Source organism: Enterobacter sp. RHBSTW-00175 (assembly GCF_013927005.1).
In the GTDB taxonomy this organism is placed as follows: Bacteria; Pseudomonadota; Gammaproteobacteria; order Enterobacterales; family Enterobacteriaceae; genus Enterobacter.
In genome coordinates, this window is sequence record NZ_CP055930.1 from 5,152,468 (window position 1) to 5,169,309 (window position 16,842).

The 16,842-nt window shown below is 55.0% G+C and carries 14 protein-coding genes and 1 pseudogene; 7 read left to right on the forward strand and 8 right to left on the reverse strand.

What is annotated here, in order from left to right; all coding sequences use genetic code 11:
• From sirB2 to hemA, 4 genes are read right to left on the reverse strand one after another with little or no spacing between them, the layout of a single operon-like run.
• Positions 1 to 393 (reverse strand): invasion regulator SirB2, encoded by a 393-nt coding sequence (gene sirB2, locus HV107_RS24925; protein WP_182061370.1) that lies wholly within the window; start codon positions 391 to 393, stop codon positions 1 to 3.
• Positions 390 to 1,220: a peptide chain release factor N(5)-glutamine methyltransferase gene (gene prmC / locus HV107_RS24930; RefSeq protein WP_182061371.1), complete on the reverse strand. Its 831-nt coding sequence runs from the start codon at positions 1,218 to 1,220 to the stop codon at positions 390 to 392. The genes sirB2 and prmC overlap by 4 nt, the downstream gene beginning before the upstream one ends.
• A complete protein-coding gene (prfA, locus tag HV107_RS24935; protein ID WP_182061372.1) occupies positions 1,220 to 2,302 on the reverse strand; it encodes a peptide chain release factor 1 in 1,083 nt (360 codons plus the stop codon). Before prfA ends, prmC begins: the two co-directional genes overlap by 1 nt.
• Before the next feature lie 41 nt (positions 2,303 to 2,343).
• Positions 2,344 to 3,600 carry a glutamyl-tRNA reductase gene (hemA, locus tag HV107_RS24940; protein ID WP_166715684.1) on the reverse strand — a complete coding sequence of 419 codons (1,257 nt, stop codon included), beginning with the start codon at positions 3,598 to 3,600 and terminating at the stop codon, positions 2,344 to 2,346.
• Positions 3,601 to 3,834: 234 nt separating this feature from the next.
• Between hemA and lolB the strand changes: the two genes are divergently transcribed.
• From lolB to dauA, 4 genes are all read left to right on the forward strand, one after another.
• Complete coding sequence (gene lolB / locus HV107_RS24945) at positions 3,835 to 4,446, forward strand: lipoprotein insertase outer membrane protein LolB (RefSeq protein WP_182061373.1); 612 nt, start codon at positions 3,835 to 3,837, stop codon at positions 4,444 to 4,446.
• Positions 4,443 to 5,312, forward strand: coding sequence for a 4-(cytidine 5'-diphospho)-2-C-methyl-D-erythritol kinase (gene ispE / locus HV107_RS24950; protein WP_182061374.1), 870 nt, complete (start codon positions 4,443 to 4,445; stop codon positions 5,310 to 5,312). The genes lolB and ispE overlap by 4 nt, the downstream gene beginning before the upstream one ends.
• Before the next feature lie 124 nt (positions 5,313 to 5,436).
• Positions 5,437 to 6,384 carry a ribose-phosphate diphosphokinase gene (gene prs / locus HV107_RS24955; protein ID WP_003856663.1) on the forward strand — a complete coding sequence of 316 codons (948 nt, stop codon included), beginning with the start codon at positions 5,437 to 5,439 and terminating at the stop codon, positions 6,382 to 6,384.
• A gap of 124 nt (positions 6,385 to 6,508) precedes the next feature.
• Entirely contained in the window at positions 6,509 to 8,203 is a 1,695-nt protein-coding gene (dauA, locus tag HV107_RS24960; protein ID WP_182061375.1) for a C4-dicarboxylic acid transporter DauA, read from the forward strand.
• On the opposite strand, the gene HV107_RS24965 is transcribed toward dauA, so the two are convergent.
• The gene (locus HV107_RS24965; RefSeq protein ID WP_182061376.1) at positions 8,186 to 9,232 is read right to left on the reverse strand and encodes a MerR family transcriptional regulator; all 1,047 of its coding nucleotides are present in this window, start codon (positions 9,230 to 9,232) and stop codon (positions 8,186 to 8,188) included. The two genes, dauA and HV107_RS24965, sit on opposite strands and share 18 nt — an antisense overlap.
• Before the next feature lie 105 nt (positions 9,233 to 9,337).
• Positions 9,338 to 9,613 (reverse strand): stress-induced protein YchH, encoded by a 276-nt coding sequence (gene ychH / locus HV107_RS24970; protein ID WP_182061377.1) that lies wholly within the window; start codon positions 9,611 to 9,613, stop codon positions 9,338 to 9,340.
• A 273-nt stretch (positions 9,614 to 9,886) separates the two neighbouring features.
• On the opposite strand from ychH, the gene pth reads away from it, so the two are divergent.
• Positions 9,887 to 10,471: an aminoacyl-tRNA hydrolase gene (pth, locus tag HV107_RS24975; RefSeq protein ID WP_182061378.1), complete on the forward strand. Its 585-nt coding sequence runs from the start codon at positions 9,887 to 9,889 to the stop codon at positions 10,469 to 10,471.
• A gap of 126 nt (positions 10,472 to 10,597) precedes the next feature.
• Positions 10,598 to 11,692 (forward strand): redox-regulated ATPase YchF, encoded by a 1,095-nt coding sequence (ychF, locus tag HV107_RS24980; RefSeq protein ID WP_182061379.1) that lies wholly within the window; start codon positions 10,598 to 10,600, stop codon positions 11,690 to 11,692.
• A gap of 137 nt (positions 11,693 to 11,829) precedes the next feature.
• Here the strand turns inward: ychF and HV107_RS24985 are convergent.
• Positions 11,830 to 11,949, reverse strand: a pseudogene (locus HV107_RS24985) (IS3 family transposase); the annotation flags it as partial.
• A 103-nt stretch (positions 11,950 to 12,052) separates the two neighbouring features.
• Positions 12,053 to 15,565 (reverse strand): pyruvate:ferredoxin (flavodoxin) oxidoreductase, encoded by a 3,513-nt coding sequence (gene nifJ / locus HV107_RS24990; RefSeq protein WP_182061380.1) that lies wholly within the window; start codon positions 15,563 to 15,565, stop codon positions 12,053 to 12,055.
• A 386-nt stretch (positions 15,566 to 15,951) separates the two neighbouring features.
• Here nifJ and nifH point away from each other — a divergent pair, with 386 nt between their 5' ends.
• Positions 15,952 to 16,833, forward strand: a complete 882-nt coding sequence (gene nifH, locus HV107_RS24995) for a nitrogenase iron protein (RefSeq protein ID WP_182061381.1) — start codon at positions 15,952 to 15,954, stop codon at positions 16,831 to 16,833.
• Positions 16,834 to 16,842: the final 9 nt, after the last annotated feature.

Sequence of the window (16,842 nt, forward strand, 5' to 3'; positions counted from 1 at the left end):
TTACCCCAGTAACGGTATTCTTGTGGTGGCGAGTTTAATGATGATGTACAGCACCACCAGACCCAGCAGAAAGGCAATAAACCCCACCTGCTGGCTGCGCGGACGACGACGTCCAAGCGCGATAAAACCCAAAACGATGTAGATGATAACGCCAAACAGCTTTTCAGTCAGCCATGCGCCTTTATCAGTAAATGGCAGATAGCCGGTCTTCCACATTAATCCTGCGCCAGACAGGAACAGCACCGTATCGATACAGTGCGGCGCAATGCGCACCCAGCGCGCGTCAATCAGTGGATTATTGCTGTAGCGCCACCAGTAACGGACGATGAAAAACCCGATGGTCAGTGCCACCGACACCAGGTGAGCGGTAATGAGAACGTAAAACAGGCTCATAGCCACTGTCCTAGTGTCAGGCGGTCATTGCCGCCATAGTCACGACAAGTTTCCACCGCGGTGTACCCTGCCGCACTAAACAGCGCGCGAACCGCTTCGCCTTGTGTCCAGCCGTGTTCGACCAACAGCCATCCACCCGGCAGCAAATGCTGGCGCGATGTCGACACAATATGATCCAGGTCGGCCAGACCTTCATTGGCGGCAACCAGCGCTGTCAGTGGTTCAAAGCGCACGTCACCCTGCGCCAGATGCGGATCGCGCTCGTCGATATAGGGCGGATTGCTGACTATCATTGCAAACGTACGGTTCGACAGCGCGCTAAACCAGCTGCTTTGCAGTACCGTCACGTTGCTTAATCCGAGGCGTTCCTGATTACGCAGTGCCAGCACCACGGCATCAGGCATGACATCCACCGCCGTTACGTCGCAGTCCGGGCGTTCGCTGGCAAGCGCCAGCGCAATCGCGCCGGTTCCGGTGCCAAGATCGAGAATGCTACAGCGAGTTGCCGGTAAACGCGCCAGCGCCTGCTCCACCAGACACTCGGTGTCAGGGCGCGGGATGAGCGTGGCCGCGGAGACGTACAGCGGTAATGACCAGAATTCGCGCTCACCCACCAGATGCGCCACCGGCTCGCCGGTTTTACGGCGTGAAAGCAGCGCCGCGAGCTGTGTTTCCTGTTCAGCAGTGAGCACCGTTTCGCCGAAAGCCAGCAGGTAAGTGCGGGTTTTACCCGTCACAAACTCAAGCAATATCTCGGCATCACGCTTCGGGCTTTCACTCTCTGAAAGCGCGCTGACGGCATGACGTAACCAGTGCTGAAAATCCATTATTCCTGCTCGGACAATGCCGCCAGTTGGTCGGCCTGGTATTCCTGCACGATAGGCTCAATCAGCATATCGAGTTTCCCTTCCATCACTTCGTCCAGACGGTACAGCGTCAGGTTGATGCGGTGGTCGGTAACGCGGCCCTGCGGGAAGTTATAGGTACGGTTACGATCGCTGCGATCGCCGCTACCCAGCAGGTTACGACGGGTCGAGGCTTCCGCCTGCTGGCGTTTGGCCACTTCCGCGGCACGAATGCGCGAGCCGAGCACAGAAAGCGCTTTGGCTTTGTTTTTGTGCTGGGAACGTTCGTCCTGACACTCCACCACAATGCCAGTTGGCAAGTGGGTGATACGAATTGCGGAGTCGGTGGTGTTAACGTGCTGACCACCCGCACCGGAAGAACGGAAGGTGTCGATACGCAGGTCACCCGGGTTGATGTCCGGCAGTTCTGCTTCCGGCAGCTCTGGCATCACCGCAACCGTACACGCGGAGGTGTGGATACGCCCCTGCGATTCGGTGGCTGGAACACGCTGGACGCGGTGGCCACCGGATTCAAATTTCAGACGACCGTAAACACCGTCACCACTGATTTTGGCGATCACTTCTTTAAAACCACCATGTTCGCCTTCGTTGGCGCTCATGATTTCGACACGCCAGCGGCGGGTTTCTGCGTAGCGGCTGTACATGCGGAACAGATCGCCTGCAAACAGCGCGGCTTCATCACCGCCGGTCCCGGCGCGGACTTCCACAAACGCGTTGCGCTCATCGTCCGGATCTTTTGGCAGCAGCAGAACCTGGAGCTGTTGCTCCATCTCTTCTGAACGCGTTTTTGCTTCCTGTAACTCTTCCTGCGCCATTTCGCGCATTTCAGGATCGTCGAGCATCATCTGCGCGGTTTCGATATCTTCCTGGACCTGTCGCCAGTCGGTAAAGCATTTAGAAACATCACTTAACTGCGCGTACTCGCGCGACAGCGCGCGAAAACGGTCCTGGTCTGCAATGGTCCCGGCATCGCCGAGCAGCGCCTGGACTTCTTCATGGCGCTCGTGCAGAGCTTCCAGTTTGGCGACGATAGAAGGCTTCATAGGCGTAAGTGCACCTTGTAATAGAAAATGGGTATGTGGCGCTATTCCAGCCCGAGGCTGTTGCGCAGAATAGTCAGGCGTTCGTCATCCCCGTCTCGGGCTGCCTGCTGAAGAGATTTGGTTGGTGCATGGATCAGGCGGTTGGTCAGTTTCCAGGCCAAATCCTGCATGATTGCTTGTGCGTCGCCACCCTGTTCAAGGGCAGCCAGCGCTTTGGCAGTCAGATCGTCACGCACCTGTTCTGCCTGCCCGCGATACTCGCGGATAGTCTCGCTGACGCTTTGCGCGCGCAGCCAGGCCATAAACTCACTGGTTTCCTGCTCAACTATCGTTTCTGCCTGAACCGCTGCGGCTTTACGCTGCGCCAGGTTGTGCGAAATGATGCTTTGCAGGTCATCCACGCTGTAAAGATAGGCGTTAGCCAGTTTGCTTACTTCTGGCTCAACATCGCGCGGAACGGCGATATCCACCAGCAGCATTGGCTGATTACGACGGGATTTCAGGGCACGTTCTACCATCCCTTTACCGATAATCGGCAGCGGGCTGGCGGTGGAGCTGATAATGATATCCGCCTCTTTCAGGCGTTCATCGATGTCGCTGAGCGCAATCACTTCTGCGCCCACTTCGTCTGCCAGCACCTGCGCACGCTCACGGGTACGGTTGGCGATAATCATCTTTTTCACTTTATGTTCGCGCAAATGACGCGCCACAAGTTCGATGGTTTCACCCGCACCGACCAGCAACACCGTAACGGTGGAGAGCGATTCAAAGATCTGACGCGCAAGCGTACAGGCTGCGAAAGCAACAGAAACCGCACTGGCACCAATGTCGGTTTCGGTTCGCACTCGCTTCGCCACAGAGAAGGATTTCTGGAACATACGCTCCAGTTCACTGGCCTTAAGGTGCCCTTTTTGTGAATCGGCAAAGGCTTTTTTTACCTGGCCCAGGATCTGCGGTTCGCCCAGCACCAGTGAATCCAGGCCACTGGCCACGCGCATAAGATGGCTGACGGCGTCGTTGTCCTGATGCCAGTAAAGACTTTTACGCAGCTCTTCTTCGTTCAGATTGTGGTAGTCGCATAACCAACGGATAAGCGCTTCGTGCAGGTTGTCTTGCTCTTCCACGCTTAAGTACAGCTCGGTACGGTTGCACGTCGACAACACCACGCCGCCCTGCACCATTGGCTGTGCAAGCAAGCTGTCCAGCGCCAGGTCGAGCGTATCTGGCGAAAACGTTACGCGTTCTCGCAGAGAAACCGGGGCTGTTTTGTGGTTGATACCGAGTGCTAAAAGGGTCATATGAGCGGGAGTAGTACCAGCGTTAATAAGGTTAGCAGGTCGCATCATACAGGATGCGCGAGATCAATAAAAGAGACTGCACCCTTTCGGAGTAATAGCTTATACCGGTCAAGCAACTCACATTATTTAGGGTAGATACAACGCTTTGAGATAATTTGAACGTAGACGGTGGCACCCTGTGACGCTAGCATTAACAGTTATAACTGCAACGTATCTCAAGGATTTGTCATTATCATGACCCGACTGATTCGCCTTCTGCCGCTGGCGGCACTGGTTCTGACCGCATGTACCGTCACCCAACCAAAAGGACCAGGCAAAAGCCCGGACTCTCCGCAGTGGCGTCAGCACCAGCAGGACGTACGTAATTTGAGCCAGTATCAGACCCGCGGTGCCTTTGCTTATCTGTCTGACGAACAAAAGGTTTATGCGCGCTTCTTCTGGCAGCAGACGGGCCAGGACAACTATCGCCTGCTGTTGTTGAACCCGCTGGGCAGCACTGAACTGGAGCTTATCGCCAAACCGGGTGAAGCGCAGATAACCGACAACAAAGGCCAGCACTACACCGCGACCGATGCCGAAGAGATGATTGGCAAACTGACCGGAATGCCAATCCCGCTGAACAGCCTGCGTCAGTGGATCCTGGGCTTGCCGGGTGATTCGACCGACTACACGCTCGACGACCAGTATCGTCTGAGCCAGGTCAACTACACTCAAAACGGTAAAACCTGGAAAGTGGTTTACAGCGCCTACGACAGCAATACCAAACCGTCTCTGCCATCCAGTATGGAGCTGACGCAGGGTAGCCAGCGTATCAAGCTGAAAATGGACAACTGGATCGTTAAATGATGACCCAATGGCCCTCACCCGCAAAGCTGAACCTGTTTTTATACATCACCGGGCAGCGTGCTGACGGTTATCACACGTTGCAGACGCTGTTTCAGTTTATCGATTATGGTGACACGATTTCGATTGAACTGCGCCGCGATGGCCAGATTCACCTGCTCACTGCGGTGGAGGGTGTGGCGCACGAAGACAACCTGATTGTGCGCGCCGCGCGTCTGTTGATGAAGGCAGCCGCCGACTCTGGTCGTTTGCCTGCCGGAAGCGGTGCAGATATCAGCATCGAGAAGCGTCTGCCGATGGGCGGCGGTTTAGGTGGTGGTTCATCCAATGCTGCAACCGTGCTGGTTGCGCTAAATCATCTTTGGGGATGCGGGCTGTCGCAAGACGAACTGGCCGCCTTAGGGTTAACGCTGGGCGCGGATGTTCCGGTGTTTGTTCGTGGTCATGCGGCGTTTGCTGAAGGCGTAGGGGAAATCCTCTCCCCCGCAGAGCCACCAGAAAAATGGTACCTGGTTGCCCACCCGGGGGTCAGTATTCCGACACCGGTCATCTTTAAAGATCCTGACCTGAAAAGAAATACCCCGGTGCGGTCAATAGAAACGTTATTAAATTGTGAATTCAGCAACGATTGCGAGGATATCGCAAGAAAACGTTTTCGCGAGGTTGATGAGGTGCTTTCCTGGCTGTTAGAATACGCGCCGTCGCGCCTGACTGGTACAGGGGCTTGTGTCTTTGCTGAATTTGACACTGAGTCCACTGCTCGTCAGGTGCTTGAGCAAGCGCCGGTTTGGCTGCATGGTTTTGTAGCACGCGGGATGAACACCTCCCCCCTACAGCAAGCCATTCTGGCGCAGACTGAGTTTCGGTGACAACGTCACCCTGTTCCAGACGTTGCATCGCGCTCTTTAATACACGCCTGGATAGCGTTCGCCTGGCCCGCACAGTTTTTGGCGAAGGTTATCCACCACTGGACGCATGCCTGAGGTTCTTCTCGTGCCTGATATGAAGCTTTTTGCTGGTAACGCCACCCCGGAACTAGCACAACGTATTGCCAACCGCCTGTACACTTCCCTCGGCGACGCCGCCGTAGGTCGCTTTAGCGACGGCGAAGTCAGCGTACAAATTAACGAAAATGTACGCGGTGGTGATATTTTCATCATCCAGTCCACCTGTGCTCCAACGAACGACAACCTGATGGAATTGGTTGTTATGGTCGACGCCCTGCGCCGTGCTTCCGCAGGTCGTATCACTGCTGTAATCCCTTACTTTGGTTATGCCCGCCAGGACCGTCGCGTCCGTTCCGCGCGTGTGCCAATCACTGCCAAAGTTGTCGCTGACTTCCTGTCAAGCGTAGGCGTTGACCGCGTACTGACCGTTGACCTGCACGCAGAGCAGATCCAGGGCTTCTTCGACGTTCCGGTTGATAACGTATTCGGCAGCCCAATCCTGCTGGAAGACATGCTGCAACTTAATCTGGATAACCCGATTGTGGTTTCCCCGGACATCGGCGGTGTGGTACGTGCTCGTGCTATCGCGAAACTGCTGAACGACACCGACATGGCGATCATCGACAAACGTCGTCCACGCGCTAACGTTTCTCAGGTGATGCACATCATCGGTGACGTTGCTGGCCGTGACTGCGTGCTGGTTGACGACATGATCGATACCGGCGGCACGCTGTGTAAAGCAGCTGAAGCGCTGAAAGAACGTGGTGCTAAGCGCGTATTTGCTTACGCAACTCACCCGATCTTCTCCGGTAATGCCGTGAACAACCTCCGTAACTCCGTTATCGACGAAGTTGTGGTGTGCGATACCATCCCACTGAGTGACGAAATCAAAGCACTGCCAAACGTGCGTACTTTGACCTTGTCCGGGATGCTGGCCGAAGCGATTCGTCGTATCAGCAACGAAGAATCCATCTCTGCAATGTTCGAACACTAATCGAACACGGCCAAAAAACCCGCTGCGGCGGGTTTTTTTGTCTCTGGTTTTAATTTGTATGACTAATGCCTCCTTCACCTGCCATTCATATGACAGATGATGCGCACACGGATGATAGATAATTGTGAAAAACGTAGCCTCGTCACATGTTCTGCCCTTTCGCGCCCTCATCGACGCTTGCTGGAAAGAGAAGTACACCTCGTCACGCTTTTTGCGCGACGTTATTGCCGGGATAACCGTTGGCATCATCGCTATTCCCCTGGCAATGGCGCTGGCTATTGGCAGCGGTGTGGCGCCACAGTACGGTCTGTATACCTCGGCTGTTGCCGGGATTGTCATCGCACTGACCGGCGGTTCGCGCTTTAGCGTGTCAGGCCCGACCGCCGCGTTTGTGGTCATTCTCTATCCGGTTTCTCAACAGTTTGGGCTGGCAGGCCTTTTGGTTGCGACCCTGATGTCCGGCGTCTTTTTGATTTTGTTCGGGCTGGCCCGTTTTGGCCGCCTGATCGAGTACATACCCCTTTCCGTGACGCTGGGGTTTACTTCCGGGATAGGTATCACCATCGGGACGATGCAAATCAAGGATTTCCTCGGTCTGCAAATGGCTCACGTTCCTGAACACTACCTGCAAAAAGTGGGTGCGCTGTTTATGGCGCTGCCGACGGCGAACCTTGGGGACGCTGCTATCGGGGTGGTGACGCTGGGTACGCTGATTATCTGGCCGCGCCTGGGTATTCGTCTGCCCGGGCACTTACCGGCACTGCTGCTGGGTTGCGCGGTGATGGCCATCGTCAATATGCTTGGCGGCCATGTGGCAACGATTGGCTCTCAGTTCCATTACACGCTGGCAAACGGTTCTCAGGGGAGCGGGATCCCGCAGCTGTTACCGCAGCTGGTGCTGCCGTGGGATATGCCGGGCTCAAGCTTCACCTTAAGCTGGGATTCTCTGCGAGCCCTGCTTCCTGCCGCCTTTTCTATGGCGATGCTGGGGGCGATTGAGTCTCTGCTGTGCGCCGTGGTGCTGGACGGCATGACGGGCACCAAACACAAAGCAAACAGCGAACTGGTGGGCCAGGGACTGGGGAATATCATTGCCCCGTTCTTTGGCGGCATTACCGCCACGGCGGCGATCGCTCGCTCTGCGGCTAACGTGCGTGCGGGAGCCACGTCTCCTGTTTCGGCGGTCATTCACTCCGTGCTGGTGATCCTCGCCCTGCTGATCCTCGCCCCGCTGCTCTCCTGGCTGCCGCTCTCGGCAATGGCGGCCCTGCTGCTTATGGTGGCCTGGAATATGAGCGAGGCGCATAAAGTGGTGAACCTGTTACGCCGAGCGCCGAAAGACGACATTATCGTGATGCTCATCTGTATGTCGCTGACTGTATTATTCGATATGGTTATCGCCATCAGCGTAGGTATCGTGCTGGCTTCCCTGCTGTTTATGCGTCGCATTGCGCGGATGACCCGTCTGGCCCCGGTAAACGTTGACGTCCCGGACGATGTGCTGGTGCTGCGCGTGATTGGCCCACTTTTCTTTGCTGCCGCAGAAGGTTTGTTTAGCGATCTGGAGTCACGTATCGCAGGCAAGCGGATTGTGGTGTTGAAATGGGATGCGGTGCCGGTGCTGGACGCGGGGGGGCTTGATGCCTTCCAGCGCTTCGTGAAACGCCTGCCGGAAGGCTGTGAATTGCGGGTAAGTAATCTTGAGTTCCAGCCGCTGCGTACGATGGCGCGAGCTGGCGTGCAGCCGATCCCTGGCCGCCTTGCCTTCTATCCTGACCGTGCCGCCGCGTTAGCCGACCTGTCACCGACCCTGCGCTGACATTCGTCTTTGCATCATGAAACCAATCGCCTGCTGTAGCCATTCGAGCACGGCAGGCGTCATCCAGGTCCCTTTCATCAGGTGCGGCTCATGCTGCATCGCTACGCGAAACTTTTGCTGTGTCGCAGGATCAGTTCCGGCATAAGACTGGAACAGCGCCAGCCAGTTCTCTGCCAGTTTTTGCGCCGCTTCTGATGAGGGTTCCAGGCACTCACTCTGCGCTTGGTGCAGTTTTGCCACCAGCGGCGGCCACTCCATCATGCGGTCAAAATAGTGCGCGCGGGTGAATGCCATCTCTTCCGGCGACAGATAGCTCTGCCAGATAACGAGCTTTGTTTCCGCGAATGCCCGGGTAATGTAGTCCGTCATTTCCGCGGTGATCCCCGTTTGCTCACGCATCTGCGGTTCGACGCTGTGCATCTCGTTCAGGCGAGTGAGAAACTCAGGTTTTCCCGCTGTATCCTGTTCCAGGCGCACCATCCAGCGTGTGGCCAGATCCATGGCACGTGGGTCTGATACGTCGGCGCGTTGTTCCAGCAGGGCTTTTGCCTCTGTAACCAGCCCTGCCCAAATGACGCCCAGTTCATCTTTCTGTATCGCGAACGGCAACTGTTGCAACTCTTCTTTGCTAAACCAGCGATCGTACATGTTCATTAACTCCAGAGTCTGTAGCCAGGACTCAAGATCGGGGTCTTCATCTGCGGTAAGCCCGGTACGCAAATCCACCAACCTGTCACGCAGCGTTGTAATGCTGCGCGCCTGTTTTTCCAGCAACGTGATTTGTGCGTCGAGCAGTTCCGCCAGAGAGAGTGACTCCTTTTCCAGAAAGTCCCTGATTTCAGCAAGTTCCAGCCCCGCTTTTGCCAGCGCCTGTATCATATGCAAACGCTGAACATCGTGCAGATTGTAGAGCCGATAACCTGCCTCGCTTCTGGCAGAAGGCAGCAACAGCCCTGTTTGTTCATAGTGATGTAATGTGCGTACGGTGATCCCGGCACGCTTTGCCAGTTCCCCCACCTGAATCAACATAGCAGCTCCTTTCCTTTGCCAGTTGCCCCACTCTGGAGCCTTACGTTACGTGAGGGTCAAGATGATATGCAAAAAAAAACGGCTCCTGAAGGAACCGTTTAACCGCTAACTGTGTTTATGCTGATCGCGGCGGCAGCGTTTATCATAGTGGCGCACCCACCAGTACCTGTCGCTGACCTGTTCATGGCCGCTCACACGCGCACCTGCCAGCCACAAAACCGCACCGAGGAAGATACTTAGCACCGCGCCGTGTGCGAAATATTGTGGAAGGTCAATCTGTGGCAACTGGTTTAAAATAGAATAACCCACCCCGGCCACCATCACGAACAGTCCCAACCCCATTAGCACGTTACCGAGCATCGAAGCGTTTTTGCGTTTCATATGTCACCTCCGGAACTTTGGGTTGCAAGGGGAAAGCCCCTAATCCTTGTGTGTAAAGTATAGACAACGCCCATTTTATGAGTTGCGTGAATGATCACATTTACGGATCGCTCCCAGACAAAAACTTACAAATAACGTCTTGAACAGCTTGAAATTCTAATTGTTCAGATAAGCAATTATTCGTATTTCGTGGTTGCTGTCGCAGAATTTTGTCAACCGGCTCGCCAGACAGTAAACTACGCGCCAGATCTGGAACCCTTTAGGAATTACATCGTGACGATTAAACTGATTGTCGGTCTTGCCAACCCAGGCGCAGAGTACGCAGCAACTCGCCATAACGCGGGTGCCTGGTATGTTGATTTGCTGGCCGAACGGTTGCGTGCTCCCCTGCGTGAAGAACCGAAATTCTACGGATATACCTCACGTATTAACCTTGCCGGGGCGGATGTGCGGCTGCTGGTCCCGACCACCTTTATGAACCTGAGTGGTAAAGCGGTTTCTGCAATGGCGACGTTCTATCGCATCAATCCTGACGAAATTCTCGTCGCCCACGATGAGCTTGATCTGCCGCCGGGCGTGGCAAAGTTTAAACTCGGCGGTGGTCATGGCGGCCACAACGGTCTGAAAGACATTATCAGCAAACTGGGTAATAACCCGAATTTCCATCGTTTGCGCGTCGGAATTGGCCATCCGGGCGATAAAAACAAAGTTGTCGGTTTTGTGCTGGGTAAACCTCCGGTTTCTGAGCAGAAACTGATTGACGAAGCGGTAGACGAAGCGGCCCGTTGCACCGAGATCTGGCTCAAAGACGGTTTAACCAAAGCCACAAATCGCTTACACGCCTTCAAAGCGCAATAATCCGCACATTACGGCTTTTTTGCCGCGCAGCGTACGGGTTACGTGTATAATAGGCAGAGTTATTTACTTTTCTTCAGTCGGTTAACGCTAACGGATTGATTATCAAGATATTAAGGTGATTTAGAAATGGGATTCAAATGCGGTATCGTTGGTCTGCCTAACGTTGGCAAATCCACCCTGTTTAACGCGCTCACCAAAGCGGGCATCGAAGCAGCAAACTTCCCGTTCTGTACCATCGAGCCAAACACCGGTGTTGTACCGATGCCCGATCCACGTCTGGATCAGCTCGCTGAAATCGTTAAACCGCAGCGCATTCTGCCAACGACGATGGAATTCGTGGATATCGCGGGCCTGGTAAAAGGCGCATCTAAAGGTGAAGGCCTGGGTAACCAGTTCCTGACCAACATCCGTGAAACCGAAGCCATCGGCCACGTTGTACGTTGCTTTGAAAACGACAACATCATCCACGTAAACAATAAAGTGGATCCGGCTGACGACATCGAGGTTATCAACACCGAGCTGGCATTGTCTGACCTGGACACCTGCGAACGCGCCATTCACCGCGTGCAGAAGAAAGCCAAAGGCGGCGATAAAGACGCCAAAGCTGAGCTGACCGCACTGGAAAAATGTCTGCCACAGCTGGAAAACGCCGGCATGTTGCGTGCGCTGAAAAACCTGACTGAAGAAGACAAGGCAGCCATCAAATACCTGAGCTTCCTGACGCTGAAGCCAACCATGTACATCGCTAACGTCAACGAAGACGGTTTCGAAAACAACCCGTACCTGGACAAAGTGCGTGAAATCGCTGCTGCAGAAGGTTCTGTGGTTGTTGCTGTTTGCGCAGCCGTTGAGTCTGATATCGCCGAGCTGGACGACGCAGACCGTGATGAATTCATGGCTGAGCTGGGTCTGGAAGAGCCGGGTCTGAACCGCGTGATCCGCGCAGGCTACGAACTGCTGAACCTGCAAACTTACTTCACCGCTGGCGTGAAAGAAGTACGCGCATGGACCATCCCGGTGGGCGCCACTGCGCCACAGGCTGCAGGTAAAATCCACACCGACTTCGAAAAAGGCTTCATCCGTGCGCAGACTATCGCGTTTGAAGACTTCATCACCTATAAAGGTGAGCAAGGTGCGAAAGAAGCCGGCAAGATGCGTGCAGAAGGTAAAGACTACATCGTTAAAGATGGCGATGTGATGAACTTCCTGTTCAACGTCTAAATAAAATTTGTTGTCTTATGAGGTTTCATTGAATCTCATGAGCATCGAAAAAACTATAAAATCCACGCAATTGCGTGGATTTTTCATTTCATATTGTCTCAATTCATCTTGACCTGCCTCCCGAATCAGTTCCCCCCTTAGTTAGTCATGTCGGTTGGCTTTTCCTCAGATCCCCCATTTTGCCAGTCTGCTGCAAATTCAGCTCGAGTCTGGTAATCCAGCGATGAATGTGGGCGACACTCGTCATAATCCTGTCGCCTGCATCGCTTCGGCAAGAAGCTTCTTGAGGCGGGCGTTCTCATCTTCAAACGACTTGAGCCGCTTCACCTCAGAAACTTCCATGCCGCCAAACATTACCGTTTACTCCCCTGCCATTCGCTGATACTGCGCTAAACGCTGTTTCGCGTCCTGCTCGGTTTGCTCGAAGAGTTGATCCGCCAGTTCCGGTGCAGTGCGGCCCAGCGCTGCGTAGCGCACTTCACCCATCAGGAAGTCGCGGAAGCTCTCCTCTGGTTCGTCGGAGTCGAGAATAAACGGATTCTTACCCTTCGCGATCAGCTGCGGGTTATAGCGCCACAGATGCCAGTAGCCCGAGTCCACCGCGCGTTTTGCTTCGCGCATACTGCATCCCATCCCGGCTTTCAGGCCGTGGTTGATACAGGCCGCATAAGCGATCACCAGCGACGGGCCAGGCCACGCTTCCGCTTCAGCAATCGCCCGCAGCGTCTGGGCTTTATCCGCGCCCATTGCCACCTGCGCGACATACACATTGCCGTAGCTCACCGCCATCATGCCGAGATCCTTCTTGCGCGTCCGTTTGCCTTCGGCGGCAAACTTGGCAATCGCCGCAACCGGCGTCGATTTCGACGACTGACCGCCAGTGTTAGAGTACACCTCAGTATCAAACACCAGGATATTCACATCCTCGCCGGAAGCCAGCACATGATCGAGGCCGCCAAAACCGATGTCATACGCCCAACCGTCGCCGCCAAAAATCCACTGCGAACGTTTAGCGAAATAGTCGCGGTTCTGGTACATGCGGTTCAGCAGCGGATCATCGCCCTTCTCCTGCGCCAGCAACGCGCTCAGTTGCTCGCCGCGCTCGCGCGTGCCTTCACCTCGATCTTTGCTTTCCAGCCATTGCTGCACCGCCTGCTGTAACGCCTCGCTATGCGGCGCAGCCAGTGCATCCATCGCATCACTGGCGAGCTGTTCACGTACCGCGCGCCCGCCAAGCATCATCCCCAGACCAAACTCGGCGTTATCTTCAAACAACGAGTTAGCCCATGCCGGGCCTTGCCCTTTATGGTTGGTGGTCCACGGAATTGACGGCGCGCTGGCCCCCCAGATAGACGAACAACCCGTGGCATTCGCGATCATCATGCGATCGCCGAACAACTGCGTCACCAGCCGCGCATACGGGGTTTCACCGCAGCCCGCACAGGCACCTGAAAACTCCAGCAGTGGGGTTTCAAACTGGCTGCCTTTAACCGTGGTTTTGTTGAACGGATTGCTTTTTGGCGACAGCGCCAGCGCATAGTCCCACACCGGTTGCATCGCTAACTGACTCTCCAGCGGCTGCATCGTAAGGGCTTTCCCCTTCGCCGGGCAGATATCGACACAGTTGCCGCAGCCGGAACAATCGAGCGGCGAAATGGCCAGATGATAGTCGTAATCCTTCGCCCCCTGCGCCGCTTTACTCAACAACGCTACCGGCGCCACATCGCGCTCTTCCTGATTCAGCAGTGCCGGACGAACGGCAGCATGCGGGCAGATAAAGGCGCACTGATTGCACTGGGTACAGCCTTCGGGGTTCCACACCGGCACCTGCAAAGCAATGCCGCGTTTCTCCCACGCCGCGGTTCCCGTCGGGAATGTCCCGTCCTCCATACCGACAAAGGCGCTGACTGGCAGTTTGTCGCCGTTCTGCCGGTTCATCGGTTGCAGAATGTCGCGGATAAAATCCGGCATCATCCGCGTATCTTCCACCGCGTCATCTTCCAGCGTCGCCCAGCGTTCCGGCACCATCACTTCCTGGATGGCTTCCATCCCCAAATCAATGGCGGCATTGTTCATATCCACCACTTTTTGCCCTTTACTGCCGTAGGATTTCTCGACTGCCTGCTTCAGGTAATCGGATGCCGCTTGCGGTTCAATAATCCCCGCCAGTTTGAAGAATGCCGACTGCATCAGCATGTTAAAGCGCCCGCCCAGCCCCAGCTTACGGGCAATTTCCACCGCATTGAGGGTGTAAAAACGGATCCCCTGGCGGGCGATATAACGCTTCATACTGTTTGGCAGCCGCGCTTCCAGCTCTTCACCAAACCAGGTGCAGTTCAGCAGGAATGTGCCACCAGAGTTCAACCCCTCCAGCAGATCGTACTTGTCGACGTAGGATTGCTGCGAGCATGCGATAAAATCCGCGCGGTGGATCAGGTATGGCGAGGTAATCGGCCGTTCACCAAAACGCAGGTGCGAAACGGTAATGCCGCCGGATTTTTTCGAATCGTAGGCAAAGTAGGCCTGCGCATACATCGGCGTTTTATCACCGATGATCTTGATGGCGCTCTTGTTAGCGCTGACCGTACCATCTGAACCCAGCCCCCAGAATTTACAGGCGGTGATCCCCTCGCGGGAAACGTGAACCTCATGAGAAGGCACCGGCAGCGAGGTGTGCGTGACATCGTCGAAAATCCCCACCGTAAAACCATCTTTCGGAAGCGGTTTTTTCAGGTTCTCAAACACCGAGACAATATGCCCCGGCAGCACATCTTTACCGCCCAGCGCATAGCGCCCACCGACAATCAGCGGCGCGTCATGCTGGTGATAAAACGCATTTTTCACATCCAGGCACAGCGGTTCTGCCTGCGAGCCCGGCTCTTTGGTGCGATCGAGCACCGCAATACGTTTAACGCTTTTCGGGATTTTGGCGAAGAAGTGCGACAGCGAAAAAGGCCGGAACAGATGCACCGTCACCAGGCCAACTTTTTCACCACTGTCGATTAGCGCATCCACCACTTCGGAAATGGTGTCGCATACAGACCCCATCGCCACAATGATCTGTTCAGCATCGTCTGCGCCGTAGTAATCAAACAGGTGGTATTCGCGACCGGTCAGGCGATAGATGTCCGCCATATAATTTTCGACGATTTCCGGCAGCGCATCGTAGTAGCGGTTGGCAGCTTCCCGCTCCTGAAAATAGATATCGGGGTTTTGCGCGGTGCCGCGAATCACCGGATGATCCGGGTTCAGGGCGTTACGGCGAAAGCGGTTCAGCGCGTCGGTATCAAGCAACGGCGCCAGATCGTCATACTCCAGTACTTCAATTTTCTGGATCTCGTGAGAAGTACGAAAGCCATCAAAGAAGTTAATAAAAGGTACGCGGCCTTTAATGGCGGAGAGGTGTGCTACCGCCGAGAGATCCATCACCTGCTGAACGTTGCTCTCCGCCAGCATCGCGCAGCCGCTCTGGCGAACCGCCATCACATCCTGATGATCGCCGAAAATGTTCAGCGAGTTGGTTGCCAGCGCGCGGGCGCTGACGTGAAACACACCGGGCAGCAGTTCACCGGCGATTTTGTACAGATTGGGGATCATTAACAACAACCCCTGCGAAGCGGTATAAGTGGTGGTCAGCGCCCCGGCCTGCAACGCGCCGTGTACGGCACCGGCCGCGCCCGCTTCTGACTGCATCTCCATTAAACGCACCGGCTGGCCAAACAGGTTTTTCTTGCCGTCAGCCGCCCACTGATCGACGTTTTCCGCCATCGGCGTTGAGGGGGTAATGGGGTAAATCGCGGCAACATCAGTAAAGGCATACGAAATCCATGCCGCTGCCGCGTTGCCATCCATTGTTTTCATCTTTCCGGACATTGCTCATTCCTCGACTGTAAGAGGTCATCTCCCTGACGACGTTGCACAGCCTGTGCCAGCTCATTTATCCCTTTATAAACAATGCATTAAAGGCAACCACAACAAAACGGTTGCATGAAACAAGACAGTAGACGCGACATCCTGTTGAACTGCCGACAAAGTGTCGCACGCCGTGGGTTATCCCCCGATGTACAGAAACGATGTGCGGAATTGTTCTGTTTCGAACAATTGGTAAGGCGATTGTTTACTCTTTGTCCCTTCCTTTGCGACAGCGAAAAAATCAACACCTTTAAAATCAATAAATTAAATGAAATGGCACGGCTGGTATGTTCCCTGCAAAACAGAGTGAGGCAATCGCCACTCACACAACCAACAGGAGAAACACCATGACCATGCGTCAATGCGCCATTTACGGCAAAGGTGGTATCGGTAAATCCACCACCACGCAAAACCTGGTCGCCGCGCTGGCGGAGATGGGCAAGAAAGTAATGATCGTCGGCTGCGACCCGAAAGCAGACTCCACCCGTTTGATCCTGCATGCGAAAGCGCAGAACACCATTATGGAGATGGCGGCTGAAGTCGGCTCCGTGGAAGATCTGGAACTGGAAGATGTGCTGCAAATCGGTTACGGCGACGTGCGCTGCGCAGAATCCGGCGGCCCGGAACCAGGCGTAGGCTGTGCCGGTCGCGGGGTAATTACCGCCATCAACTTCCTTGAAGAAGAAGGCGCCTATGTTCCCGACCTCGATTTCGTCTTTTACGACGTGCTGGGCGACGTGGTGTGCGGAGGGTTCGCCATGCCAATTCGCGAAAACAAAGCGCAGGAGATCTACATCGTCTGCTCCGGCGAAATGATGGCGATGTACGCCGCCAACAACATCTCTAAAGGCATCGTGAAATACGCCAAATCCGGCAAAGTACGCCTTGGCGGGCTGATCTGTAACTCCCGTCAGACAGACCGTGAAGATGAACTGATCATGGCGCTGGCGGAAAAACTCGGCACCCAGATGATCCACTTCGTTCCGCGCGACAACATTGTACAGCGCGCAGAAATCCGCCGTATGACGGTGATTGAGTACGATCCGAACTGCAACCAGGCCAACGAATACCGCTCGCTGGCGAACAAGATCGTCAACAACACCAAAATGGTGGTACCAACGCCCATCACCATGGACGAACTGGAAGAGCTGTTGATGGAATTCGGCATTATGGATGTGGAAGATACCAGCATTATCGGTAAAACCGCCGCAGAAGAAAGCGCGGTTTGATGCACGCCC